Origin of the sequence: Sphingomonas sp. A2-49 (assembly GCF_025548555.1) — a bacterium.
In the GTDB taxonomy this organism is placed as follows: domain Bacteria; phylum Pseudomonadota; class Alphaproteobacteria; order Sphingomonadales; family Sphingomonadaceae; genus Sphingomonas.
Genome location: NZ_JAJLPA010000001.1, coordinates 106,394 through 130,237 on the forward strand (window position 1 = coordinate 106,394; position 23,844 = coordinate 130,237).

General features: G+C 71.5%; 22 protein-coding genes. 7 read left to right on the forward strand and 15 right to left on the reverse strand.

The genetic code is table 11. From position 1 onward, the window contains the following. Positions 1 to 24 precede the first annotated feature (24 nt). Positions 25 to 1,107, forward strand: a complete 1,083-nt coding sequence (locus LPN01_RS00525) for a hypothetical protein (RefSeq protein WP_262826405.1) — start codon at positions 25 to 27, stop codon at positions 1,105 to 1,107. Next, positions 1,104 to 2,444: a sensor histidine kinase gene (locus tag LPN01_RS00530; protein ID WP_262826406.1), complete on the forward strand. Its 1,341-nt coding sequence runs from the start codon at positions 1,104 to 1,106 to the stop codon at positions 2,442 to 2,444. Before LPN01_RS00525 ends, LPN01_RS00530 begins: the two co-directional genes overlap by 4 nt. Positions 2,445 to 2,450: 6 nt before the next feature. Here the strand turns inward: LPN01_RS00530 and LPN01_RS00535 are convergent, their stop codons facing one another. The 4 genes from LPN01_RS00535 to LPN01_RS00550 form a co-directional block, all read right to left on the reverse strand. Then, on the reverse strand, positions 2,451 to 2,654 hold the full coding sequence (locus LPN01_RS00535; RefSeq protein ID WP_262826407.1) for a hypothetical protein: 204 nt from the start codon (positions 2,652 to 2,654) through the stop codon (positions 2,451 to 2,453). Then, complete coding sequence (locus tag LPN01_RS00540; RefSeq protein ID WP_262826408.1) at positions 2,654 to 3,937, reverse strand: citrate synthase; 1,284 nt, start codon at positions 3,935 to 3,937, stop codon at positions 2,654 to 2,656. Before LPN01_RS00540 ends, LPN01_RS00535 begins: the two co-directional genes overlap by 1 nt. Before the next feature lie 16 nt (positions 3,938 to 3,953). Beyond that, entirely contained in the window at positions 3,954 to 5,384 is a 1,431-nt protein-coding gene (gene gltX, locus LPN01_RS00545; protein WP_410482769.1) for a glutamate--tRNA ligase, read from the reverse strand. A gap of 76 nt (positions 5,385 to 5,460) precedes the next feature. Next, positions 5,461 to 5,613: a hypothetical protein gene (locus LPN01_RS00550; protein ID WP_262826410.1), complete on the reverse strand. Its 153-nt coding sequence runs from the start codon at positions 5,611 to 5,613 to the stop codon at positions 5,461 to 5,463. Between LPN01_RS00550 and LPN01_RS00555 the strand changes: the two genes are divergently transcribed. Both LPN01_RS00555 and bla read left to right on the forward strand, forming a co-directional pair. Then, entirely contained in the window at positions 5,585 to 7,636 is a 2,052-nt protein-coding gene (locus LPN01_RS00555; protein ID WP_410482783.1) for a ComEC/Rec2 family competence protein, read from the forward strand. The genes LPN01_RS00550 and LPN01_RS00555 overlap by 29 nt on opposite strands. A gap of 870 nt (positions 7,637 to 8,506) precedes the next feature. Beyond that, positions 8,507 to 9,367, forward strand: a complete 861-nt coding sequence (gene bla, locus LPN01_RS00560) for a subclass B3 metallo-beta-lactamase (protein WP_262826411.1) — start codon at positions 8,507 to 8,509, stop codon at positions 9,365 to 9,367. On the opposite strand, the gene lexA is transcribed toward bla, so the two are convergent. From lexA to LPN01_RS00590, 6 genes are read right to left on the reverse strand one after another with little or no spacing between them, the layout of a single operon-like run. Continuing rightward, a complete protein-coding gene (gene lexA / locus LPN01_RS00565) occupies positions 9,358 to 10,038 on the reverse strand; it encodes a transcriptional repressor LexA (protein WP_262826412.1) in 681 nt (226 codons plus the stop codon). The genes bla and lexA overlap by 10 nt on opposite strands. A 58-nt stretch (positions 10,039 to 10,096) precedes the next feature. Next, entirely contained in the window at positions 10,097 to 11,278 is a 1,182-nt protein-coding gene (glp, locus tag LPN01_RS00570; protein ID WP_262826413.1) for a gephyrin-like molybdotransferase Glp, read from the reverse strand. Beyond that, complete coding sequence (gene moaC / locus LPN01_RS00575; RefSeq protein WP_262826414.1) at positions 11,275 to 11,742, reverse strand: cyclic pyranopterin monophosphate synthase MoaC; 468 nt, start codon at positions 11,740 to 11,742, stop codon at positions 11,275 to 11,277. The genes glp and moaC overlap by 4 nt, the downstream gene beginning before the upstream one ends. Continuing rightward, positions 11,739 to 12,527 carry an indole-3-glycerol phosphate synthase TrpC gene (gene trpC, locus LPN01_RS00580; protein WP_262826415.1) on the reverse strand — a complete coding sequence of 263 codons (789 nt, stop codon included), beginning with the start codon at positions 12,525 to 12,527 and terminating at the stop codon, positions 11,739 to 11,741. The genes moaC and trpC overlap by 4 nt, the downstream gene beginning before the upstream one ends. After that, on the reverse strand, positions 12,524 to 13,519 hold the full coding sequence (gene trpD, locus LPN01_RS00585; RefSeq protein ID WP_262826416.1) for an anthranilate phosphoribosyltransferase: 996 nt from the start codon (positions 13,517 to 13,519) through the stop codon (positions 12,524 to 12,526). Before trpD ends, trpC begins: the two co-directional genes overlap by 4 nt. After that, positions 13,516 to 14,100 (reverse strand): anthranilate synthase component II, encoded by a 585-nt coding sequence (locus LPN01_RS00590; protein WP_262826417.1) that lies wholly within the window; start codon positions 14,098 to 14,100, stop codon positions 13,516 to 13,518. Before LPN01_RS00590 ends, trpD begins: the two co-directional genes overlap by 4 nt. Positions 14,101 to 14,252: 152 nt before the next feature. On the opposite strand from LPN01_RS00590, the gene LPN01_RS00595 reads away from it, so the two are divergent. After that, positions 14,253 to 14,699 (forward strand): hypothetical protein, encoded by a 447-nt coding sequence (locus LPN01_RS00595; protein ID WP_262826418.1) that lies wholly within the window; start codon positions 14,253 to 14,255, stop codon positions 14,697 to 14,699. A 37-nt stretch (positions 14,700 to 14,736) separates the two neighbouring features. Here LPN01_RS00595 and LPN01_RS00600 read toward each other — a convergent pair whose 3' ends face one another. After that, entirely contained in the window at positions 14,737 to 16,233 is a 1,497-nt protein-coding gene (locus tag LPN01_RS00600; protein ID WP_262826419.1) for an anthranilate synthase component I family protein, read from the reverse strand. A gap of 29 nt (positions 16,234 to 16,262) precedes the next feature. After that, positions 16,263 to 18,200: a peptidylprolyl isomerase gene (locus LPN01_RS00605; RefSeq protein ID WP_262826420.1), complete on the reverse strand. Its 1,938-nt coding sequence runs from the start codon at positions 18,198 to 18,200 to the stop codon at positions 16,263 to 16,265. A 110-nt stretch (positions 18,201 to 18,310) separates the two neighbouring features. Between LPN01_RS00605 and tpiA the strand changes: the two genes are divergently transcribed. Both tpiA and LPN01_RS00615 read left to right on the forward strand, forming a co-directional pair. Then, complete coding sequence (gene tpiA, locus LPN01_RS00610; protein WP_262826421.1) at positions 18,311 to 19,057, forward strand: triose-phosphate isomerase; 747 nt, start codon at positions 18,311 to 18,313, stop codon at positions 19,055 to 19,057. A 41-nt stretch (positions 19,058 to 19,098) separates the two neighbouring features. Next, a complete protein-coding gene (locus LPN01_RS00615; RefSeq protein WP_262826422.1) occupies positions 19,099 to 19,842 on the forward strand; it encodes an energy transducer TonB in 744 nt (247 codons plus the stop codon). Positions 19,843 to 19,853: 11 nt separating this feature from the next. Here the strand turns inward: LPN01_RS00615 and LPN01_RS00620 are convergent, their stop codons facing one another. Genes LPN01_RS00620 through LPN01_RS00630 form a run of 3 tightly spaced genes read right to left on the reverse strand, consistent with a single transcriptional unit; the run spans position 19,854 to position 23,823 of the window. After that, a complete protein-coding gene (locus LPN01_RS00620; RefSeq protein WP_262826423.1) occupies positions 19,854 to 21,215 on the reverse strand; it encodes a leucyl aminopeptidase family protein in 1,362 nt (453 codons plus the stop codon). Position 21,216: 1 nt separating this feature from the next. Beyond that, positions 21,217 to 22,617 carry a serine hydrolase domain-containing protein gene (locus LPN01_RS00625; protein WP_262826424.1) on the reverse strand — a complete coding sequence of 467 codons (1,401 nt, stop codon included), beginning with the start codon at positions 22,615 to 22,617 and terminating at the stop codon, positions 21,217 to 21,219. Between the two features lie 48 nt (positions 22,618 to 22,665). Beyond that, positions 22,666 to 23,823 carry an AAA family ATPase gene (locus LPN01_RS00630; protein WP_262826425.1) on the reverse strand — a complete coding sequence of 386 codons (1,158 nt, stop codon included), beginning with the start codon at positions 23,821 to 23,823 and terminating at the stop codon, positions 22,666 to 22,668. Positions 23,824 to 23,844 lie beyond the last annotated feature (21 nt).

A 23,844-nucleotide genomic window follows, 5' to 3' on the forward strand; every position in this document is an offset into this window, starting at 1 on the left:
TGATGAAAGGCTAGGCGTCAGACCATGTCGGTCGGACAGGATCACGCGGAGCGCTCGTCGCTCGGCACCCGCATCAGCGCTGCTCGCCGCCTCGGCGCGCTGGCGGACCTGCGCCTGTCGGCGGCGATCGACGATCTGTTCCGGTCCGACGCAGGCGCGCTCGACGAGCGGCTGCGGCTGACGCTGCGCACCACGATCGCCGGGATCGTCACGGGCATCGAAACCGATTTGCGCCGGCATGCCGCGCGCGTGCTGGCCGGACGCGGCGCGGATGCGCTGGCGGAGCGGGTGTTGCAGGGGCGGACCGACGTCGTCCTGCGATTGTCGCGCGCGGGGCTGATCCGCGACCGCCTGCTGATGGACGAGCTGATCGCGCAGGTTCGCTGCGACCTGCTGGCCGAGGGACTGCCACCCGCGGTCGCCGGATCGCGGCAGGCGAGCGTGCTGGTCCGGCTGGCCGAGGTCGACGATCCCGTGGTCGCGGCGGCAGCGCGCGCGCTGCTCGCGGCGGACGCGGGCCGGCGCACCGCGAGCGAGGCGGGCGGGATATCGCCCGGCCGGCTGAGCGCGGAACGCCATCACCAGCTGATATGGTGGGTCGCCGCGGCGATCCGCGGGGACGACGACGTCGAGATCGATCATGCGATCGTGCTCGCCGCGCAGCGCAGCCTCGCTGCGCACGACGAGGGGCAGCGGCCCGAAGCGCTGGCGGTACGACTCGCCGCGGCGATCGACGCGCGGCCCGACGAGGTCGGCGACCTGCTGATCGAATCGCTCGGCGACCGGCGGCTGGTGCTGTTCGTCGCGGTGCTCGGCCGGGCGATCGGCCTCGATTTCGACGCGACGCTCGGCATCGTGCTGGAGCCCGAGGGCGACCGGCTGTGGCTAGCGCTGCGTGCGGCGGGGCTCGACCGGCCGTCGATCGCCCGCATCGCGCTGGCGCTCGCCGATGCCGATCCGCGTCGCGACATCGAAACCTTCGCGGACGACCTCGATGACATCGCCACCGTCCCCGACGACGCGGCGCGATCCGCGCTCGCGCCGCTCGCCCTGCACCGCGACCTGCGGCTGGCGATCGACGCGCTCGCGCGCGAGGCCGCGCGATGAGGGGCGACGGCATTCCCGACGTGCCGGTCAGCCATGCGATGCTGGATGCCGAGGGGCGCCTGGTCGCCGCGGACCCGGCGATCATGGCGCTCAACGATCATGCCGGCGGGGCGCTCGGTACGCCGCTGGCGGTGCCGCAGCTGGCGACGGTGGTGCGGCTGGCGCGGCGGCTCGGCGTCCTCGTGTCGCGGGCTGTCACCGTCGGCGACGACGATGCGGACATCGACCTGTGGGTGCGCGTCCAGCCCGACGGCGCGGGCACGCGGCTGACGGTAAGCGGATGGCGCGAGCTGCGCCCGCGGATCGTCGCGACGCCGCGCGCGGCGGTGATCGAGACGGGCGACCTGTGCTGGGAGACGGATGCGGCGCTGCGCCTGACGTTCGTCTCGATCGAGGCCGCGCGGCGCATCGGCGTCGATGCGCTGGCCTTGCTCGGCCGGCCGCTGACCATGCTGTTCGCGCTCGACGAGGCGGGCGAGGGGGCGTTGCCGATCCTGGAAGCGGTCGCGCGCCGCACCCCGCTGCATGACCAGCCGGCGCGGCTGCGCGCCAACGATATGGCGGTGTCGCTGACCGCACGCATCAAGCGCGACGCGGCGGGCGAATTCGCCGGGCTGGACGGTGTCGCACGGGCTGCCGACGCGCCGCCGGCGCCCCGCCCGGTCAGCATGGCGCCGGGCTTCACCGACGGGCTGGACCGGGCCCTGCGCGCCCCGCTCGCCCGTATCATCGCGCATGCCGATACGATCCACGCCGAGGCGGAGGGACCGGTCCAGCGCGATTATATCGACTATGCGTCGGACATCGCCAATGCCGGCCGGCACCTGCTCGGGCTGGTCGACGATCTGGTCGACCTCCAGGCGGTCGAGGGACCCGATTTCGCGGTCGAGGCGGAGCCGATCGATCTCGCCGACGTCGCGCGGCGCGCCGCCGGGCTGCTGTCCGTCCGCGCGGCGAATGCCGGCGTCGCGATCGCACGGCCGCTTCCCGAACTCCGCATTCCGACGACGGGCGATTTCCGCCGCGCGTTGCAGATCATGGTCAATCTGATCGGCAATGCGGTACGCTACACGCCCGAGGGCGGCGTCGTCACCGTGACCGCGGCGCAGGCCGGCGACCGCGTCGTCGCGATCGTCGCCGATCAGGGCAAGGGCATCGCGCCGGCGGATCAGGCGAGGATCTTCGACAAGTTCGAACGGGTCGATCCGTCGGAGGCGGGCGGCAACGGCCTCGGCCTCTACATCGCGCGCCGGCTCGCGGAGGCGATGGGGGGAGCGCTGACGGTCGAGAGCGTGCCGGGCGAGGGCGCGCGCTTCACGCTGACCCTCCCGGCCTGACCGGGATCAGCGCCGGAGGCGGCGCGCGACGAGGATCAGCAACAGGCCGGCGACGGCCAGCGCCGCGCCGCGATCCGCCCACGGCCGCTGGTCGAGCATGAAGCTCGACTGCGGCCAGTGGACGTAGCCCAGGCCCTGGCCGATCCACAACAACCCCATCAGCGTCATCAGGACGCCGACGGCGATCAGGACCGGCCGGGCGCGGCGCATCAGCGCTGGCCCACGGGAACGTAGCTGCGCTGCGTCGGCCCGGTGTAGAGCTGGCGCGGACGGCCGATCTTCTGGTCGGGATCGGTAATCATCTCGTTCCACTGCGCGACCCAGCCGACGGTGCGGGCGAGCGCGAACAGCACCGTGAACATCTCGGTCGGGAAGCCGATCGCCGACAGGATGACGCCCGAATAGAAATCGACGTTCGGGAACAGCTTCTTCTCGATGAAGTACGGATCGCTGAGCGCCAGTTCCTCGAGCCGCAGCGCGGTGTCGAACAGCGGATCGTTCACCTTCAGCGCGTCGAACACCTCGCGCACCGTCTTCTGCATGACGGTCGCGCGCGGATCGTAGTTCTTGTAGACGCGATGGCCGAAGCCCATCAGGCGGAACGGATCGTTCTTGTCCTTCGCGCGGGCGATGAATTCGGGGATCCGCTCGGGCGTGCCGATCTCGCGCAGCATGTTGAGCGCGGCCTCGTTGGCGCCGCCGTGCGCCGGGCCCCACAGGCAGGCGATGCCCGCCGCGATGCAGGCGAACGGGTTCGCTCCCGACGATCCGGCGAGGCGGACGGTCGAGGTCGAGGCGTTCTGCTCGTGATCGGCATGGAGGATGAAGATCCGGTCCATCGCCTTTTCGACCGCCGGGTTCACCTCATATTGCTCGGCCGGCACGCCGAACGTCATGCGCAGGAAGTTGCCGGTGTAGCTCAGCGAATTGTCGGGGTAGAGGAACGGCTGTCCGACGCTGTACTTGTAGGCCATCGCCGCGATCGTCGGGATCTTGGCGATCAGGCGGTGGCTGGCGATGGTGCGCTGCACCGGATCGTGGATGTCGGTCGAATCATGGTAGAAGGCCGACAGCGCGCCGACGACGCCGCACATGATCGCCATCGGATGCGCGTCGCGGCGGAAGCCGCGGAAGAAGGCCGCGAGCTGTTCGTGCACCATCGTGTGGCGGGTGATCGTGGTCGAGAAGCCCTTCAGCTCGTCCGCCGACGGCAGTTCGCCGTTGAGCAACAGATAGGCGACCTCCATGAAGCTCGACTGTTCGGCGAGCTCGCCGATCGGATAGCCCCGGTGTAGCAGGACGCCCTCGTCGCCATCGATATAGGTCAGGGCCGACTGGCACGACGCGGTCGAGGTGAAGCCGGGATCGTAGGTGAAGGCACCGGTCTGCGCATAGAATTTGCGGATGTCGACGACGTCGGGTCCGACCGAACCGGACATCACCGGATAATCGAGGTCCTTGCCGTCCAGGTTCACTTTGGCGGTTGCGGTCATGGGGATGTCCTTCCTGTCAGGCTGCCAGTCGGTCCGCGATCCGGCCGAGGCTTTCCTCTTTGCCGAGCAGCGCGAGCACGTCGAAAATGCCGGGCGACGTCTTGCGCCCGGTGAGAGCGGCGCGGAGCGGCTGGGCGACCTGGCCGAGCTTGACGCCCTGGCCGTCGGCGACCTGCCGTACCGCTGCTTCGATCGTCTCCTGATCCCACTGCTGCACCGCGTCAAGCGCTGCATGCAGTGCGGCGAGAAGCCCCGGCGGCGTCTGGCCGAGGAGGTCGGCCGCCGCTTGATCGAGCGTCAGCGGCCGCGCCGCGAACAGGAAGCCTGCACCCTCGCTCAGTTCGTTGAGGTTGGCGGCACGCGCCTTCAGCACCGGCATCGCGCGGGTCAGCAGGCCGGTGTCGGCATAGCCGCCGATCGTCGCGACCAGCCCGGCGAGCCGCGCATCGTCCGCGGCGCGGATGTAATGGCCGTTCAGATTCTCGAGCTTCTTGAGGTCGAAGCGCGACGGGCTCTTGCCCACCGCGCCCAGATCGAACCATTCGGTCGCCTGTTCGCGGCTGATGATCTCGTCGTCGCCATGCCCCCAGCCGAGGCGCAGCAGGTAATTGTCGAACGCTTCGGGCAGGATGCCGAGGTCGTCGCGATACGCCTCGATCCCCACCGCGCCGTGGCGCTTGGACAGCTTGGCGCCGTCGGTGCCGTGGATCAGCGGGATATGGGCGTAGATTGGCTCCGGCCAGCCGTTCGCGCGATAGATGGGCAGCTGGCGAAAGGCGTTGTTGAGATGGTCGTCGCCGCGAATGACGTGCGTCACGCCCATGTCGTGATCGTCGACGACCACGGCCAGCATGTACGTCGGCGTGCCGTCGGAGCGGAGCAGGATGAGGTCGTCCAGCTCGGCGTTCTGGACCGTCACCGATCCCTGTACCCGATCCTCGATCGTGGTCGCGCCGTCGCGCGGCGCCTTCAGCCGAACGACGAAGGGCTGGCCGGCGGGCGCGGTCGCCGGGTCGGCGTCGCGCCACGGACTGCGGATCCGGAGCGGCTTGCGCGCCGCCTGCGCGGCCTCGCGCTGCGCGGCGATCTCCTCTGCGGTCATGTAGCAGCGATAGGCATGGCCGCTCGCCACCATCTCGTGGGCGACCGCGGCATGCCGGTCGGCGCGCGCGAACTGGAAGACGGCATCGCCGTCCCAGTCGATCCCGAGCCATTGCAGCCCCGACAGGATCGCGTCGATCGCCGGCTGCGTCGAGCGCGCCCGGTCGGTGTCCTCGATCCGCAGCAGGAAACGCCCGCCATGGTGACGCGCATACAGCCAGTTGAACAGCGCGGTGCGCGCGCCGCCCAGATGCAGGTAGCCGGTCGGCGACGGCGCGAAACGCGTCACCACCGGGCTCCTGGAGGAGGACGCCCCGGTGGCGTCGTGATCTGTTGTTGCGCCCAACCGCGGGTGCTCCCAAGCTTCGTGATGTGATGGCCAGTCCAGCCGCCGCGGCCCCTAGCACGCGCTCCCGGCGCCTTCAAATGCCGCGCGTTGCGCGCAGGTTGCGCGATTCCATCGAATGGCGTCTCGAGTCGGAGCGCGACCAGCTGGTGCTCTGAATCCCGGTCGCGTTCGGCGGCGGCATCGCCGCATGGTTCCTGCTGCCCGATCCGCGCAGCTGGATCGCCACGATTCTCGCCTGTCTCGTACTGGCGCTGGGCGCCGCGGCGACCGCCGACGGGGGCCGCGCGCCGCGCGCGATCGTGGTGGGCGCACTGGCAATCGGCTGCGGCTGTGGCGCGATCTGGTGGCGGGCCGAGCGGGCGACCGCGCCGGTGCTGGCGCGCCCCGCGATCGCGACCGTCGCAGGGACCGTCGAGCGGATCGAGCCGCTGCCGGCGCGGGCGCTGGTCCGGGTGACGATCCTGCCCGACGCCGGTGCCGGCCTGCCACCGCGGGTGCGGGTCAATCTCGCGGCGGCGGATGTGACGGCGGGCCTCGGCGAGGGCGCGGTGGTGCGACTGCGCGCGCGATTGATGCCGCCACCCCCGGCGGCGGTGCCGGGGGCCTACGATTTCGCCCGCGTCGCGTGGTTCGCGTCGATCGGTGCGACCGGGCGCGGCTTCGCACCGGTCACCGTCGTGCGGCCGGGAATGCCGGAGGGCGGCATCCGCGCCCGGCTGACCGCACACATCACCGCGCGGCTGGAGGGCAGCCGCGGCGGCATCGCCAGCGCGCTGGCGACGGGGGACGAGGGAGCGATCGCGATCGACGATTCGGACGCGATGCGCCGCGCCGGGCTGGCGCACCTGCTGTCGGTCAGCGGGCTGCACGTCACCGCCGCGGTCGCGGCGACGATGTTCGTCGTCATCCGCATCCTCGCGCTCTGGCCGTGGCTGGCGATCCGCGTGACGCTGCCGCTGGTCGCGGCGGCGGCGGGAGCACTCGCGGCGATCGGTTACACGCTGCTGACCGGGGGGCAGGTGCCGACGATCCGATCGTGCGTCGCGTCGCTGCTGGTGCTGGCGGCGCTGGCGGCCGGGCGCGAGGCGGTGACGCTGCGGCTGGTGGCGGCGGGCGCGATGGTCGTGATGCTGCTCTGGCCGGAAGCGGTGGCGGGGGCGAGCTTCCAGCTGTCGTTCGCGGCGATCGCCGCGATCGTGGCGCTGCACGAGCATCCGCGGGTCGCCGCCTGGTTCGGCCCGCGCGAGGGGCCGCGTTGGCATGCCGTCCTGCGCGGGCTGGGTTCGCTGCTGCTCACCGGGCTGGTGGTCGAAGCGGCGCTGATGCCGATCGCGGTCTACCATTTCCACAAGGCGGGGGTGTACGGCGCGGCGGCCAACATCGTCGCCATCCCGCTGACGACGTTCGTCATCATGCCGCTGGAGGCGATTGCGCTGGCCCTCGATCCGGTCGGGCTGGGGGCGCTGCCGTGGTGGCTCACCGACCTCGCGATCCGTGCGCTGCTGGCACTTGCGCATGCGGTGGCGCGCGCGCCGGGATCGTCGGTCGCGCTGCCGTCGATGCCGACCGGGGCGTTCGCGGCGATGGTGATCGGCGGCCTCTGGTGCGCGCTGTGGCGAACCCGCTGGCGGCGGCTCGGCATCGGGCCGCTTGCGTTCGGCGCCGCATGGGCGATCGCGACGCCCGCCCCCGACCTGCTGGTCACCGGGGACGGACGCCACCTCGTGGTCCGGACGGCGGGTGGCGCGGCGTTGCTGCGCGATCGCGCCGGCGACTATACCCGCGCGATGCTGGCCGAGACCGGCGGCGTCGACGGCGAGCCGCTTCTGCTCGCCGACCAGGCGGATGCGCGATGCTCTGCCGACGCCTGTATCGTCGACGTGCGCGCCGGCGGGCGGGCATGGCGCGTTCTGGCGACCCGCAGCCTCTATCCGGTCGCATGGGATGCGATCGTCGGCGCCTGCCGCGTGGCCGACGTGGTCGTCAGCGAGCGGCGCCTGCCGGTCGCCTGCCGGCCGCGCTGGCTGAAGCTCGACGGGCCGATGCTGCGGCGGACGGGCGGGGTGGCGGTGGTGTTCGCCACCGGCGCGGTCACGACGGTGCGACACGCCGGCGATGCGCATCCCTGGCTCTCGCCGCCGACGATCCGACCGGACGGCGACGGCCCGACCTCACGGTCACGGAACCGGTGGGGCCGTGCCGATTGGCGGCGCGCGACGATCCGGTCAGATAACGGGCGCGCGCGATGACCCTGTCGGCCCCGGGGACGATCGACGATCGCGCCTTCCCCGTCGCGTGTCGGCCCCCGCTGGTGAACGCCTGGCGACCCGATGTTGTGGCGGAAGGGCGGGGTCGCGGCGGTGTTCGCCACCGGAACGGTCATGACGATGCGTCACACCGGCGACGCGCCCCGGCTGCCGCCGCCGACGCTCGAGCCGGCAAGGGCCGCCTGTTCCCGTTTTCAGGGCACGAGCGGGGCCGCGCCGGGTGACGGCACTACGGTGCGGGCCAGATCCATGGTCATCGGCTGTGGCTCTGTCTGTCACGGGGACAATCGTTGGTCGAGCGGCGCCCGCCCGCCGCCTGTCGCCGCGCTGGCCGAAGCTCGACGGCCTAAGGTTGCGGCGGATGGGCGGGGTCGCGGGTGTGTCCGCCACCGGTGGGGTCACGGCTGTGCTACGTGCGGCGATGCGCATCTCCGGCTGTCGCCGACGCCCCGGCTGGAAAGCGACAACCCGTCCCAATGTGCCCGGGGCGGGCGGGGCCGCGGCGGGTGGCGGGTCGCGACGGGTCGGGCCAGATGATGGTCACGCGCCATGAGCAGGTCAGTTCCGGGGACGATCGATGATCGAATGACGCGTTCACCGTCGCCGGTCGTCCGCGCAGGCCGATGCTGCGGCGGAAGCGCGGCGCCGCGGTGAAGTTCGCCATTGGCACCGTCGCGACGGTCCGACCCGCCGGCGACGCGCATCCTGTTGGCGCCGTCGATGCTCCAGCCAGCAGGCAACGGATTGTTGCCGACGTGGCGCGGCTCGCGGCACCGCCGGGTGGCGGTGCGCTGCGGACGGGGCTAGACGATCGTCACGGGCCGCGGTTCGGACCGCCATGGGGATATGAGGATGAAGCGTCTGGCCGTCGCATTGCTGCTGCTCGCGGTACCCGCATCGGCGCAGGATGCCGCGCAGCGGCGGGCGTGGAACGCGCCGAGCGCTCCGTTCCGTATCGTCGGCAATGTCTATTACGTCGGTACGGCGGGCCTGTCGGCTTTTCTGATCGCCGACCCCGCCGGGCTGGTCCTGATCGACGGCGGCCTGCCCGAAAGCGCGCAAGTGATCGCGGCGAACGTGCGACTGCTGGGATTCCGGCTGCGCGACGTGCGCTACATCCTCAACAATCACAGCCATTTGGACCATGCCGGCGGACTGGCGGCGTTGCAGCGGGCGAGCGGTGCACGGATGGTCGCCAGCCGCGGCGATACGCCCGATCTCATCGCGGGGCGTACGATCGAGCGTCCCGAACTGGGACGATTCGCGCCGGTCCGCCCGTCCGTCACGATCGGCGACGGGGGCGTCGTCCGCGTCGGCGACACCGTGCTGACCGCCCACCTGACGCCCGGTCATACCGATGGCGCCACCAGCTGGTCGATGCGGACCATCGACCGGGGCAGGCCGCTCCGGGTGTTCTTCCTGTCGAGCCTCAGCGTCGCCGGGCGCGCCTTGGTCACCGGCCGACCGCCGCGCGATACGTCGGCGGTGGCACAGTTCCGCGCCACGTTCCGCCGCCTCGCCACGTATCGCGCCGACGTCCTGCTGAGCTATCATGCCGAGCAGTTCGACCTCGCGGACAAACGCGCTGCACTGGCCGCGGGCGATCACCGCGCCTTCGTCGATCCCGGCGAGCTCGCCCGCCGCGTGGCGGCGGCGCGACGGGCGTTCGACGCCGACCTCATCCGCCAGCGGCGCGCGGTGCCTCAGTCGTAGCGGCGCAGGATGCCCGACAGCTTGCCCTGAACGCGGACGTGCGCGGGGGCGTAGCGCTGCGGTTCGTAGGCACGATTGGCGGGATCGAGCCGCACCATCGCACCCTCCCGCCGGAAATATTTCAGCGTCGCCTCGGTATCCTCGATCAGCGCCACGACGATCTCGCCGTCGCGCGCGGTATCGGTACGCCGGATGAGCGCATAGTCGCCATCGAGGATGCCGGCATCGACCATCGAGTCGCCCGACACCTCCAGCGCATAATGCTCGCCCGCGCCCAGCAGCGCGGCGGGCACCGCCAGCATCGAACTGCCCTCGAACGCCTCGATCGGCACGCCCGCCGCGATGCGGCCGTGGAGCGGGATCTCGATCACGTCGTTGGCGGGGGACGGCGCGGGGCGGATATTGCCCGCCCTCGGCGTCGGCGCCGGCGCCGCGGCCGGCGTCGTCACCGGCCTGCGCTCGGGCATCCGCAGCACCTCCAGCGCGCGGGCGCGGTTGGGTAGCCGACGGATGAAATGGCGTTCCTCGAGCGCGCTGATGAGCCGGTGGACGCCGGACTTCGACTTGAGGTCGAGCGCCTCCTTCATCTCCTCGAAGGAAGGAGAGATGCCGGTTTCTTCCAGCCGGTCATTGATGAAGCAAACGAGCTCGTGCTGCTTGCGCGTGAGCATGGGCGGTCCTTCCCCGTCAGAACAGACGCGGAACTTCTAGGGAACGAAGTGGCCGGCGTCAAGCGATGACGAGGATTTCCGCCGAGTCGCCCGCGCGCGCCGCCGGGGCGCCGACCGCGCGAACGATCAGGCAGTGCGAGCGCGCCAGCGTCAGCAGCATGGAGCTGTCCTGGATGGTGGAGGCATAGGCGCGGCCGTCGCGCAGTTCGGCGCGCAGATAGTCGGTGCGCGGGCCGTTGGCGGGAAGATCCTCGCCCAGAATGGCGTGCGTCGTCCGGGGCAGCGCGTCGCGCGCGCCGGCAAGGTGCGCGATCATCGGCCGGACGAACAGAATCGCGGTGACGAAGGCGGAAACCGGGTTGCCCGGCAGCCCGAGCACCGTCATCGCGCCCAGCCGCCCGGCCATCATCGGCTTGCCGGGGCGCAACGCGACCCGCCAGAAATCGATGCCGCCGCCCGCCGCCTCCAGCGCGGGCCGGACGAGGTCGTGATCGCCGACCGATGCGCCGCCGGTGGTGACGAGCAGGTCGGCATCGACCCCGGCGAACGCATCGCGCAGCACGTCGCGATCGTCGGGGAGGATCCCCAGATCGATCAGCTCGACCGGCAGGTCGGCGCACAAGGCGGCGAGCATCGCGCGGTTCGATTCGGGCAGTGCGGCGGGATCGTCCGACGCACCGGGGTCGACCAGCTCGTCGCCGGTGGCGCACAGCGCGACGCGTATGCGGCGATGCACCGGCAGGCGCGCGACGCCGCCGGTGGCCGCGACCGCGATCCGCGCGGGGGTCAGGCGGTCGCCGCGGGCGATCAGCCGGTCGCCCGCCGCAAAGTCGAGGCCGCGCCGGCGCGTATTGCGCCCGCGGACCGGCGGCCCTTCGCCGGTCAGGCGGATCGCGTCGCCGGCGGCGCTCGCCTCTTCCTGGATCATCACCGTATCGGCGCCCGCGGGCATCGCCGCGCCGGTGAAGATGCGCGCCGTCTCGCCGACGCCGACGGTGCCCGTGAAGGGGCGCCCGGCGGCGCTCTCGCCGATCAGCCGCCACGGGCCGGGCAAATCGGCGAAGCGGATCGCATAGCCGTCCATCGCCGACAGGTCCGTCACCGGCTGCGTGCGGCGGGCGTGGACGTCGTCGGCGGCCCAGCGGCCGTGCGCCAGCGTGATCGCGACATCCTCCGCCGCGACCGGTGCGGCGAGCGCGAACAGCCGCGCCTGCGCCTCGGCGATCGGCAGCAGCGTCACGCGCGCCAGTCGCCCGATGCGCCGCCGGCCTTTTCGAGCACCCGGATGCCGGAGATCGTCATGCCGCGATCCATCGCCTTCGCCATGTCGTAGATCGTTAGCAGCGCCACCGAAACCGCGGTCAGCGCCTCCATCTCGACCCCGGTCTTGCCATCGGTCGCGGCCAGCGCGGTCGCGGTGATGCCGCTGTCGTCGGGCGACAGGTCGACCGTCACGCGGGTGAGCGGCAGCGGATGGCACAGCGGGATGAGGTCGGCGGTGCGCTTGGCGGCCATGATGCCCGCGATCCGTGCGACGGCGAGCACGTCGCCCTTCTTCGCCGCGCCCGCGCGGATTGCGGCGAGCGCGGCGGGTTCGATCGCGATCCGTCCGGTGGCGACCGCGTGCCGGCGGGTCGCTGCCTTGTCGCCCACGTCGACCATGTGCGCGGCGCCGTCGGCGTCGATGTGCGTCAGTCCGCTCATCGCCGTGCCGGCGCGATCAGGGCACGCGTCGCCGCCTCGATGTCGGGCTGGCGCATCAGCGCCTCGCCGATGAGGAAGCAGCGCACGCCGCGCGCCGCCATCGCGTCGAGGTCGGCGCGCGTCTCCAGCCCGCTTTCGGCGACGAAGGTGCAGCCCGCGGGCGCCCGGTCGACCAGTTCGTAGGTCCGCGCGAAGTCGACGGTGAAGTCGCGCAAATCGCGGTTGTTGACGCCGATCAGCCGCGACTTCAGCCGCAGCGCGCGGTCGAGTTCGTGCGCGTCGTGCACCTCGACCAGAACGTCCATGCCGCAATCCACCGCCGAGGCCTCGATCTCGGCCATCTGGTTGTCGTCGAGCGCGGCGACGATGATGAGGATCGCATCCGCGCCGATCGACCGGCTCTCGGTCGCCTGCCACGGATCGACCATGAAATCCTTGCGGATCACCGGCAGGTCGCAGGCGGCACGCGCGGCCACCAGATAGGCGTCGCTGCCCTGGAACCATTCCTCGTCGGTCAGCACCGACAGGCAGGCCGCACCGCCCGCCTGATAGGCCCGGGCATGCGCGGGCGGATCGAACGATTCGCGGATCAGGCCCTTGGAGGGACTCGCCTTCTTGATCTCGGCGATCAGCGCCGGGCCTTCGGTCGCGTCGAGCGCGGCGCGAAAGCCGCGGGGCCGCGTCACCGCGGCGATCCGGGCGTCGAGGTCGGCGAGGCTGGTCGTCGCCTTGCGGGCGGCGACCTCGGCGCGCTTGGTTTCGATGATGCGGGACAGGATGGTCATCGGTAGGCGATCCAGCGATCGAGAAGCGCGGCGGCGGCGCCGCTGTCGAGGGCGGCGGCGGCGGCACGCGCGCCGGCGGCAAGGTCCGGACCATGCGCGGCGACGACCAGCGCCGCGGCGGCGTTGAGCAGCACGGCGTCGCGGTATGCGCCCCGTTCGCCGTCGAGCAGGCGGCGCAGCGCCGCGGCGTTATAGGCGGGATCGCCGCCGCGGATCGCGGCGAGCGGATGTCGCGGCAACCCCGCATCCTCGGGCAGGATCCGCCGCGGCAGGCGCGCGCTGCCGACGTTCACGGCCAGGCTGGGTCCGGCGGTCGACAGCTCGTCGAGCCCCTCTTCGCCCGAAACGACCGCAGCGCTTTCCGTGCCGAGCTGTTCGAGCGCCTCGGCATAGAGCGTGGCGTAATCGGGGCGGGCGATGCCGATCAGCTGGCGGCCGACCCGCGCCGGATTGGCGAGCGGGCCCATCAGGTTGAAGATCGTGCGGCGACCGATCCGACGGCGGATCGGCGTGATCCGCGCCATCGCGGGATGATGGTTGGCGGCGAACAGGAAAGCGATGCCGAGGTCGGCGAGGCTTCCCTCGGCGGTGGCGCCGGCGATGCTCATGTCGAGGCCGATCGCCTCCAGCGTGTCGGCGGCACCGGCCTTGGACGAGGCGGCGCGGTTGCCGTGCTTGGCGACGGGCACGCCGCAAGCGGCGACCACCAGCGCGACCGCGGTCGAGACGTTGAGCGTGTGATGCCCGTCGCCGCCCGTACCGCAGACGTCGATCGCGCCGGCGGGCGCGGCGATGGGCACGAGCCGCTCGCGCAGGGCGCGCGCGGCTTCCGCGATCTCGATGCTGGTTTCGCCGCGGTCGGACAGCGCGATCAGGAACGCGCCGATCGCCTCTTCCGACGCGCGCGCGTCGAGGATGTCCGCAAACGCCTGCGCCGCGCTTTCGCGCGAAAGCGGCGAAACCGGATCGGGCAGCAGCGTCAGGACGCTCACGCGTGCGCCTTCACCGGGATACCGGCGATCCGCAGGAAATTGGCGAGCATGGCATGGCCGTGTTCGGTGGCGATGCTTTCGGGGTGGAACTGGACGCCGTGGATCGGCAGGCTTTCGTGGCGGAAGCCCATGACGTTGCCGTCCTCCGCGCGGGCGTTGACGACGAGCGGGGCGGGGACGTCGTTGACGATCAGGCTGTGGTAGCGCGTCGCGGTGAACGGCGACGGCAGGTCGTGGAACAGGCCGGTGCCGTCGTGCTCGACGGGCGAGGTCTTGCCGTGCATCAGCCCGCCGCGCTCGACCCGGCCGCCGAAATGGTGGCCGATCGCCTGATGGCCGAGGCACACACCGAGCAGCGGCCGCCCCGCATCCGCGGCGGCGGCGACCAGATCGAGGCTGACGCCCGCCTCCAGCGGGGTGCACGGGCCGGGCGATATCAGGAACGCGCTCGCCCCGGACGACAGCGCCTGTCCGGCGGAAATCGCATCGTTGCGCACCACCTCCACCTCGCTGCCCAGCTCCATCAGGTAATGGACCAGGTTCCAGGTGAAGCTGTCGTAATTGTCGACGACCAGGATCATCGCGCCGCCATAGCCGAAGGCCGCTGCGGTGCAACGCCTGTTGCGTGCCGGCAATCGTGCAGCAATGCGGCGCGCGCTATCGTGCGCATCCAGACGAAGCCGGGAGAAACGGCGTCGCTTGCACGTTGAGCCCGAAGAAGGAGACGCCCGTCATGATCCGTCCGTTGCTTTTCGCCGCCCTGGTCGCCCTGCCCGCGGTCGCGGGTGCACAGACCTCGCCCGCGGTCGCGGATGCACAGGCCAGCCCGCAGGCGGCCGACGGTTCGGGCACCCCGCCGCAGCGGGTGCGCAGCGTCACGCTGTCCGCCGGCCAGAAATGTCCCCAGAGCTCGGGCGAGGAGATCGTCATCTGTTCGACGCTCGACCAGCCCTATCGCATCCCCAAGCAGTTCCGCGACAGCGCCCCGATTCCGGCGCAGAACCAGGCGTGGGGCAACCGCGCCGCGACGGTCGATCAGGTCAGCCGGGTCGCCGGCGGGCTGCCCGATACCTGTTCGCCGGTCGGCACCGGCGGCCAGAGCGGGTGCGCGCTCGCCACCAACCGGCAATGGGCCGCGGAGCGCCGCGCGCAGCGGGATGCAGAGAACCAGACTCCCTGAGCCACGGCGATCGGAGGGCAGGCCGGCGCCGTCCGGCCTATTGGCCGAACCCGCTCTCCGACGCCCGCGTCACGGCGTCCCGCGCGGCGGCGAGGATCGCACCGGCCTTCGCCTCGCACTCGCGCTGTTCGTATGCGGGCACGCTGTCCGCGACGATGCCGGCGCCCGCCTGCGCGTGGATGGTGCCGTCCTTGACCACCGCGGTGCGCAGCACGATGCACGAATCCATCGACCCGTCGGGGGAGAAATAGCCGACGCCACCGGCATAGGCACCGCGGCGTTCGGGCTCCAGCTCGGCGATGATCTGGCAGGCGCGGACCTTGGGCGCGCCGCTGACCGTCCCGGCGGGAAATCCTGCGAACAGGGCGTCGATGGCATCCGCCGCAGGCGACAGGGCGCCGACGACGTTGCTGACGATGTGCATCACATGGCTGTATAATTCGATGCCGTAGCTCGCCGTGACCCGCACCGATCCCGGCGCGGCGGCCCGGCCGACATCGTTGCGGCCGAGGTCGAGCAGCATCAGGTGCTCGGCACGTTCCTTGGGATCGGCGAGCAGGCTCTCGCGATTCGCCTCGTCCTCGGCCGCGGTCTTGCCGCGGGGGCGGGTGCCGGCGATCGGGCGGATCGTGACCTCGCCATCGCGCACCCGGACGAGGATTTCCGGGCTGGAGCCGATCAGCGCGAAGCCGGGCAGGTCGAGGTGGTACAGGAACGGCGACGGATTGATCCGGCGCAGGCTGCGGTACAGTTCGAATGGCGGCAGCGCGAAGGGTGCCGAAAAGCGCTGCGCGAGCACGACCTGAAAGATATCGCCGGCCCGGATATAGGCCTGCGCGCGCGTCATCATCTCGGCGTAGCGCGCCGGCGGGATCGCGGGGGTGTAGGACAGCGCGTCGGGATCGGCCCTGACCGGCGCGGGCAGGGGCGTGTTGGCGAGCCGCGCGGCGGTGACGTCGAGCCGGTCGTGCGCCGCCGCGACCTGCGCAGCGGGATCGCGCGTCGGGTCGGGCCATACCGGCGCGACCAGGTACAGCGCGTCGGCGAGCCGGTCGAAGACGCAGACCACCGTCGGTCGCACGAACAGCATGTCGGGAAGCCCGAGCGGATCGTGCGCCGGACTGTCCAGCCGCTCGACGAGGCCGATCGTCTCATAGCCGAAATAGCCGACGAGGCAGGCGAGCGCGCGCGGCAGCTCGGCGGGCACGTCGGCGCGGCATTCGGCGACCAGCGCGCGCAGCGCGGCCAGCGTCGGTTGCCCGGCGGGGCGGAACGCGTCGCGATCCGTCGCCCAGGCGCGGTTGATCTCCGCATGGTCGCCGTGCGCGCGAAAGACGAGGTCGGGGGCAAGGCCGATCAGGCTGTGACGGCCGCGCGTCGCCCCGCCCTCGACCGATTCGAGCAGATAGTCGCCCCGGCCGGGTTCGATCAGCTTGAGCGCGGCGGCGACGGGTGTCTCGGTATCGGCGACCTGCCGCCGCCAGACGAAGGCCGGCCGACCCTCGGCCAGCGCCGCGACCGCGGCATGCGTCATGCCGTCCGCCCGCGGCGCCCCCGCCACGATCAGTTGCCGGTGCCAGCCAGGTCGGCGCGTACCCGGCCAAGCGCGCCGGCGTCGGTCTTGACGCCGACGACGTTGCGCACCGCGCGCGCGAACTGTTCGGCATATTCGCGGCCGACCAGACGCGCGATGCTGCCGCGCGTGCCGGCGATCGCTGCCGGCGTGCCCGCGGCGTTGCCGGGGACGATCGTGTCGAGCTTGACGATCATCCAGCCCGCCCTGTCGGGCGCCTCGAGCAGCTTGGCATGTCCCTGCGCCATGCTGAACATCAGCGCGAGCGGCGGCTGGACGTTGCCCTGCTGTGCCGCGAGCTGCGCGCGCGATGCCGCCGCCGGCTGCACCGGGGGAAGGCGCCGGCCCGATGCGGCCATCGCCTGCGCCAGCGGCATGCCCTTGTCGACGCGCGCTAGGATAACGGTCGCCAGCTTGCGCGCGGCGGTACGGGCACGATCGGCCGAGACGTCGGCGAGCACCTGCGTCCGGACCTGCGCCAGCGGCCGCGGTGCCGCCGCGACGACGCGGCCGATCGCGACGACCGCGAAGCCGCCGTCGGTGCCGACGGGCACCAGCTGTGCCGGATCGCCCTCGACCATCTGGAACGCGGCGGCGACGACCGGCACGACCGCGGGATCGGGCTTGGCCGGCGCGTCGGGATCGGTGCCGTTGGCGAGCAGCGCCGGGGTGGTCCGCGCGCTCAGTTTCTGGTCGGCGACCGCCTCGTCGAAGGTCGCGTTGCGGGCGAGCGCGTCGTCGAGCTTGTCATGGACGTCCGCCAGCGCCTGCTGCAGCTTCTGCTTCGAGAGGTCGGCGACGAGCTCCGGCCGCGCCTGTTCGAGCGTCTTGCCCGCGGTCTGTTCGATCACGTCGACGCGCGCGACGATCCAGCCGAGGGGCCCGCGGATCGGCCCGACCAGCGCACCCTTGCCGGCGGCGAACGCCGCGTCGGCGATCGCCGGGCTGCTGGTCGCGGCATAGGCGGTCTTGGTGACGCCGGTCTGCACGGCGGGTTCGAGCCCGGCACCGCGCGCGGCATCCGCGATCGCGGCGCCTCCCCGCACCTTGGCGGCGAGCGCATCCGCGCCCGCACGGTCGGCGACGACGACCTGGCTGATCGTGCGCTTTTCGGCGGCGGCGAAGCGGCCGGCCTGTTGCTTGTAGGCGGCGGCGACCTCGGCATCGGTGGGCACCGCGCGTGCCTTCACCTGGTCCGGCGAGACGGTGGCGTAGCGCACGACGCGCCGTTCCGGCACGGTGTAGCGCGCGACGTTGCGGCGATAGAAAGCGGCAAGATCCGCGTCGGTCGGCGCCGGGCCGGCATCCGCGGCGCTCGCCGGGATGATGCCGATCTGGCCGCTGCGCCGCTCCAGCATCAGCGAGGCATAGGGCAACGCGACCTTCATCGGCACCTGCGTCGCGCCCTGCGTCGGCAGCATCAGCTGCTGCGCCATGATGTCGCGGGCGATGTCGGTGCGGATCTGCGCGTCGGTCAGCTTCTGGTCGGCGAGCAGGCGCTGGTACAGGTTGGGATCGAACTGGCCGTTGGGGCCGCGCAGGCCGGGAATGCTGGCGATCACGCCATCGACCGACCGCTTGCTGACGACCATCCCCTGGTCGTGCCCGAAGGCGTCGAGCGCGAGGCTGTTGATCGTACGGTCGAGCGTCGATTGCAGCCCGCCCTGCGCCAGCAGCTGTTCCATCGTCGCGGTCGGGTCCTGCTGGCGCGCGGCCTGCAACTCGGTCTGGACGCGATTGCGCAGTTCGGCGGCGACGACCTTTTGCCCGCCGACCGACGCGACGGCATCGCCCGTCAGCCCCGTCTTGCTGCCGCTCAGCCCGGTGACGTCACCCGCCGCGAACGCCAGTGCGATGACGCCGAGGACGATGAAGGTGACGACGATGCCGGCCTTGGAATTGATGATCCGGCGGAAGAAGCTGAGCATGGAAGGCCGATCGTCCCTTGAATAGTCGCGGGGTGCTTTAGGGGGGCTGCGCCTTGCCTTCAAGCGCGCGAGGGCGCATCGCCTGTTGAACATGTAAAACAGGAGGTCGGATGACGCGGCGCAAGCTCGTGGCGGGCAATTGGAAGATGAACGGATCGCGCGCCAGTCTGGCCGAGCTGGACGGCATCGCCGCGGCCGCCGCCGCCGCACCGGGGGTCGACGTGGCGATCGCGGTGCCCTTCACGCTGATCGCGCCGGCGGCGGAGCGGGTGCCCGCGTTGCAGATCGGTGCCGAGGACGTGCACGAAGCGGAGGCCGGCGCGCATACCGGCTGCGTCTCCGCCGCGATGGTGGTCGAGGCGGGTGCGCGATTCGCGATCGTCGGCCACAGCGAGCGCCGCGCGGACCAGGGCGAAACCAGCCACGACGCCTGGGCGAAGGCCGCCGCGGCGCGCCGGCAGGGGCTGCACGTCATATCGTGTTGCGGCGAGACCGAGGCGGAGCGCGACGCCGACCGCGCCGAGCGCGTCGTCCAGGCGCAGATCGAGAAATCCGTTCCCGACAATGCCGACGGCAGCTGGTTCACGCTCGCCTACGAACCGCGCTGGGCGATCGGCACCGGCCGCACCCCGACGCTCGAACAGATCGCCGCGATCCATTCGATCGCGCGCGCCAAGCTGCGGATGCTGATCGGCGATGCCGCCGACGGCGTACGGATCCTGTACGGCGGGTCGGTCACCGGTGAGAATGCGGCGACAATCCTCGCCTGCGAGAACGTCGATGGCGCGCTCGTCGGCGGTGCCAGCCTGACCGCCGCCAAGTTCGTGCCGATCATCGAGGCGGCGGCGGGCCTGTAGCGGTCAGCGTTGCGAAAGGCGCGCGGGCTTATCATCTGGTGATGGTGATCGCACCCGCTCCCTTGCGCGAACGGCTCGGCGCCGCGGCGCTGACCGCGCTGATCGTCGTGGCGCTCGGCTATGCCCTCGTGCTCGGTCTGGCGTTCGGCGGCACGGCGCAGCCGGTGCAGCAGGCGCTCGCGACGTTCGACCTGGCGGTCCCGCCGCCGCCGCCCGAACGGGTGATCCCGCCGCCGCGCAAAATCAACCGCCCGAGCGGCCGCGCGTCGCCGCCGAACCTGCGATCGAAGGCGACGGAGGTCACCGCACCAGTGCCCGTCATCCAGCTCGCGCCGCCGCCACCGGTCGTCGTCGCGCCGCTCCCCAATATCGGCGTGCAGGCGACCTCAGGCGCGTCGGATCGCGCCGGACCGGGGACGGGCGCCGGCGGCATCGGCGACGGTAACGGGGCGGGTGGCGACGGCGATGGCGACGGCAGCGGGTTCGAACGCGTACCCCGGCTGATCGACGGCCGGATCAAGGGTTCGGATATCCCCGACCCGATCCTCGACATCGGCTTTCGCGGCGTTGTCGGCGTCCGCTATCGCGTCGAGACGAACGGGCGCGTCACCGGTTGCACCGTGGCGCGGTCGAGCGGCAACACGCTGATGGACCAGGCGACGTGCCGCGCGATCGAAAAGCGCTTCCGTTACGTCCCGTGGCGCGATGCGGCCGGCCGGCCGGTGCGGTCGACGGTGCTGCGCGACCAGCAATGGGACATCGATCCGCCGACGATCGACCAATAGGGTAGGGGCCGCTACCGCGGGTAGCGTTGCTTCAGCATCGCGTAGCAGGCGCGCAGCGCAAAGGCGTCGCCGCCCTTGGGACGGCCGGGTCTGGCGGCAGGGCGCCACGCGAAGACGTCCATATGCGCCCATGCCACCCCCTTCGGCACGAACCGGCGCAGGAACAATGCCGCGGTGATCGCACCGGCGAAACCGCCGTCGGGAGCGTTGACCATGTCGGCGATGTCCGACCTCAGCATCTCGTCATACCCGTCCCACAGCGGCATCCGCCACAGCGGGTCGTCGAGCGCCTCGCCAGCTGCCAGCACCGCCTGCGCCAGCGCGTCGTCGTCCGTGAACAGCGGTGGCAGGTCGGGGCCGAGCGCGACCCGTGCCGCCCCGGTCAGGGTGGCGAAATCGAGGATCAGCGCCGGCGCGCCCTCACCGGCCCTGGCAAGGGCGTCCGCGAGGATCAGTCGTCCCTCGGCATCGGTGTTGGTGTTCTCGATCGTCGGGCCGAGCCGGCTGCGCAGCACGTCGCCGGGGCGAAACGCATTGCCGGCGATCGCATTTTCCACCGCGGGGATCAGCAGATGGAGCCGCACCGGCAGCTGCGCCGCCATCACCAGATCGGCAAGCGCGAGCGCGTGTGCCGCGCCGCCCATGTCCTTCTTCATCAGCCGCATGCCCGCCGCCGGCTTGATGTCGAGCCCGCCGGTGTCGAACGTCACGCCCTTGCCGACCAGCGCGACGCGCGGATGCGCGGGATCGCCCCATTCCAGTTCGATGAGCCGCGGCGCGCGCGCCTTTTCGGCGGCCTGTCCGACCGCGTGGATCAGCGGATAACCGGTGGCGAGCGCATCGCCGCGGGTGACGGTCATCGTCGCGCCGTAACGCCGCGCGAGCGCGTCGGCCGCCGCTTCCAGCTCGGCCGGGCCGAGATCGCCGGCTCCGGTGTTGACGAGGTCGCGGACCAGCGCGGTCGCCGCGGCGATGCGCAGCGTCTCGTCGATCGCGGCGACTTCGGTGGTCAGCAGCACGCGCGCGCCCGCATCCTCCACCGTGCGGTAGCGGTCGAAGCGGTACTGGCCGAGCACCCATCCGAGCGCGGCGGGGCCGAGGTCGCCCGCGACGCGATAGGTGCCGGCCGGCAGCGCCTCCACGAGCTTTGCAAGCATCCAGGGGCCGGGGCGGGGCGCGACCACCACCGCCTGCACGTCCTCATCGGCGTAGACCGCGTGGCTGCCGGGCGTGCCGGCGAAGCGCTGTGCCGCCAGAGCGGCGCGCACGCGCGCCGGTTGCACGGCCAGCCAGCCGTCGTGGTCGGCGGGCGCGACGATCGCAATGGTACGCGCGGGCTGGCCGCGATCGGGCTGGAGCAGGGCTTCGACCATCCTAGTTCGCCGGGCTGACGAGGAATTGTTCGTAGCGCTCGCCGCCGTCCGGTTCGGCGAAGGTGCCGATCGACAATTTCTGTTTGGGATAGGTCACCGTGTAGCGGCGCTGGACGAAGCCGCCGCGCAGCCGCTTGGGGGCGGCGAGCTCGAACCCGGTGGGTTCGCCGAGCGGCGACAGGCTGGCCCTGTAGTCGGCGAGCACCTGCGGCGTGAAATAATAGGAGGCATTCGCGGTCAGGCGGGTGCGGTCGAGCGTGCCGTTGCGCAGCGCGTCGAACATCGCGCGTGCGGCCCTGGTCCGGGTCGCCTCGATCGCGTCCGCGCCCGCGGGCAGCACGACCTTGGCAATCCCCTGCGCGATGGTGACGAAGGCGTCGCCGAAATCGGCGTTGGTGAGCACCACGATCGCCGCCTTGCGGTCCGGGAACACGATGTTTTCGGACAGGAAGCCGACCGCCTCGCCGCTATGCTCGACATAGGCCTCGCCCGCACGATTGCCGAGGCTGACGCCGAGGCCGTAATTGGTCGTACTGCCGTCGGCGAGCAGCACGGGCTTTTCCTGCGCCGCCCAGTCGTCGGCGGGCAGCAGGCTGCGGTTCAGCCGCGCGACGTCCCATTTGGCGAGATCGCCCGCGCTCATCGACAGTTCGCCGGCGGCGAACAGCCATCCCTCCGCGGGGGGCGGCGCGGCCCGCACCGGCCCCAGCGCGTTGCGGTGATAGCCGACGGGGAAGCTGCCGCCGACCGCCTTGTCCTGATCGATCGCCGTGATGCCGAGCGGCCGGAAGATGCGCCGCTGGAGAAAGGCCATCAGCGGTTCGCCCGCAGCCTTTTCGGCGATCAGGCCGGCGACGACATAGCCGGTGTTGGAATATTGCCACTGCGTGCCGGGCGCGAAATCGAGCGGCTTCTTCGCCCAGCGATCGACGATCGCCTGCGGCGTCGTCGGTTTCTCCATCGCGGCGAAACTATAATCCTGCGGCCAGTAATCCTGCAATCCGGCGGTGTGGGAAAGCAACTGGCGGATGGTGATGCGGTCGCCGCCGCTGATCCCCGGCAACCATCTGGCGACCGTGTCGTCCATCGACAGCTTGCCGTCATCCTCCAGCAGCAGCAGCGCGGCGGCGGTGAACTGCTTGGAGATCGACGCGATCTGGTACGGCGCCTCCGGCCGCGCGGGCGCCGCGTCCGATTGCCTGCCATAGGCCTTGACCAGCACGATCCTGCCGCCGCGAACCACGGCGACCTGCGCCGATGGCGTGCCGGTGCTGGCGAGGCCGTCGGCCACCACCTTGTCGACCGCGATCCGCTCGGCCGTGGTCAGGTCTTGGGCGGTGGCGGGAAGGGCTGCGACCGACAGGCTGGCGGCAGTCAGGGCGATGAGGGGGCGGCACTGCATCGCGCCTTGCTGCCACACCGGCGTCGGCGGACGATAGTGAAATCGTCGTCAGCGTTTGGGCCATTCCCACCGCGGGCCGATGCGATCGCGCGTGCGCGTTTCCCCCATGTCCTTTTCCAGCTCGATATCGCCGACGTCACCGCCGCCGCGCAGCGCGTCGACGAGCGTGTCGTTGTGCGAGACGACGACGATCTGACAGCGCCGGGCCGCCGCCAGCAACAGGCGGGCGAGCGCGGGCAGCAGCGACGGGTGAAGGCTGGCTTCGGGTTCGTTGAGCACCATCAGCCCGGGCGGTCGCGGCGAGAGCAGCGCGGCGACCAGCATCACGTAGCGCAGCGTGCCGTCCGACAGTTCCGGCGCCCGCATCGGTCTGAGCATGCCGGGCTGGCGCATCGCGAGCACCGCATTCTCCATCCCGCCATCGCCAAGGTCGATTCCCGACCCCGGGAAGGCGTCGTCGATCGCGGCGGCGAGGGCGTCCTCGTCGCCGAAGGCGCGGATCGTCGCGATGGCGGCGACCAGATCGGATCCGTCGCCCGCCATCACCGGCGTATAGGTGACGACCTGCGCCTTGCGGGCGGGCGCATCCTGATCGGTGCGCAATGCGTCGTAGAATCGCCAGTCGCGCATCCGTTCGCGCATCAACAGCAGTTCGAGTCCGTCGACCGGATCCGCGGCGTGGGTCACCATCGATTCGAACCCCGACAGGTCGATCGGACTGCGTCGCCATTCGCCCGTTTCGTTCGAGCGCAGGCTGACGGTCCGGCCGCGCCGCTCGGCGAACGTCGTGGCGCGGCGGCACAGGTCACCGGTCCACATCGCCTCGACCTTGATCTCCGGATCGTGCGCGAAGCCGGTGCCGGGGATCGGCGGTCCGAGATCGATCGCATAGCCGAAATCGGGACCCGAGAATCCTAGCTTAAGGCTGACCGGTCCGCTGCGCACCGTGCCCTGCACAGGCATGCGGCCGGCACGCATGTCGCGGCTGATCCGTTCGGGGCCGGCCCAGAGCACCGATGCCAGCCCGCCGTCGCGCGCGAGCGAGGCGATCAGGCGCCCTTGCGCGACGTCTGCGAGCAACCGCAGCGCGCGATACAGACTCGACTTGCCGGCGCCGTTGGTACCGGTGACGACGGTGAGCGGCGACAGTTCCAGCGTCAGGTCGCGAATCGATCGATAGCCGTGGATCGCCAGCCGCGTCATCATCGTGCCATGGCTCCCCGTGCC

Coding starts and splice junctions, on each gene's coding strand:
- LPN01_RS00620 (WP_262826423.1), bottom strand. CDS start 21,215: ATGGTCGAAGCCCTGCTCCAGCCCGATCGCGGCCAGCCCGCGCGTACC.
- moaC (WP_262826414.1), bottom strand. CDS start 11,742: ATGAGCGGACTGACGCACATCGACGCCGACGGCGCCGCGCACATGGTC.
- LPN01_RS00625 (WP_262826424.1), bottom strand. CDS start 22,617: ATGCAGTGCCGCCCCCTCATCGCCCTGACTGCCGCCAGCCTGTCGGTC.
- tpiA (WP_262826421.1), top strand. CDS start 18,311: ATGACGCGGCGCAAGCTCGTGGCGGGCAATTGGAAGATGAACGGATCG.
- LPN01_RS00535 (WP_262826407.1), bottom strand. CDS start 2,654: ATGCGCCGCGCCCGGCCGGTCCTGATCGCCGTCGGCGTCCTGATGACG.
- bla (WP_262826411.1), top strand. CDS start 8,507: ATGAAGCGTCTGGCCGTCGCATTGCTGCTGCTCGCGGTACCCGCATCG.
- LPN01_RS00590 (WP_262826417.1), bottom strand. CDS start 14,100: ATGATCCTGGTCGTCGACAATTACGACAGCTTCACCTGGAACCTGGTC.
- lexA (WP_262826412.1), bottom strand. CDS start 10,038: ATGCTCACGCGCAAGCAGCACGAGCTCGTTTGCTTCATCAATGACCGG.
- LPN01_RS00600 (WP_262826419.1), bottom strand. CDS start 16,233: ATGACGCATGCCGCGGTCGCGGCGCTGGCCGAGGGTCGGCCGGCCTTC.
- LPN01_RS00615 (WP_262826422.1), top strand. CDS start 19,099: ATGGTGATCGCACCCGCTCCCTTGCGCGAACGGCTCGGCGCCGCGGCG.
- LPN01_RS00595 (WP_262826418.1), top strand. CDS start 14,253: ATGATCCGTCCGTTGCTTTTCGCCGCCCTGGTCGCCCTGCCCGCGGTC.
- LPN01_RS00530 (WP_262826406.1), top strand. CDS start 1,104: ATGAGGGGCGACGGCATTCCCGACGTGCCGGTCAGCCATGCGATGCTG.
- LPN01_RS00525 (WP_262826405.1), top strand. CDS start 25: ATGTCGGTCGGACAGGATCACGCGGAGCGCTCGTCGCTCGGCACCCGC.
- trpC (WP_262826415.1), bottom strand. CDS start 12,527: ATGACCATCCTGTCCCGCATCATCGAAACCAAGCGCGCCGAGGTCGCC.
- LPN01_RS00630 (WP_262826425.1), bottom strand. CDS start 23,823: ATGATGACGCGGCTGGCGATCCACGGCTATCGATCGATTCGCGACCTG.
- LPN01_RS00605 (WP_262826420.1), bottom strand. CDS start 18,200: ATGCTCAGCTTCTTCCGCCGGATCATCAATTCCAAGGCCGGCATCGTC.
- LPN01_RS00540 (WP_262826408.1), bottom strand. CDS start 3,937: ATGACCGCAACCGCCAAAGTGAACCTGGACGGCAAGGACCTCGATTAT.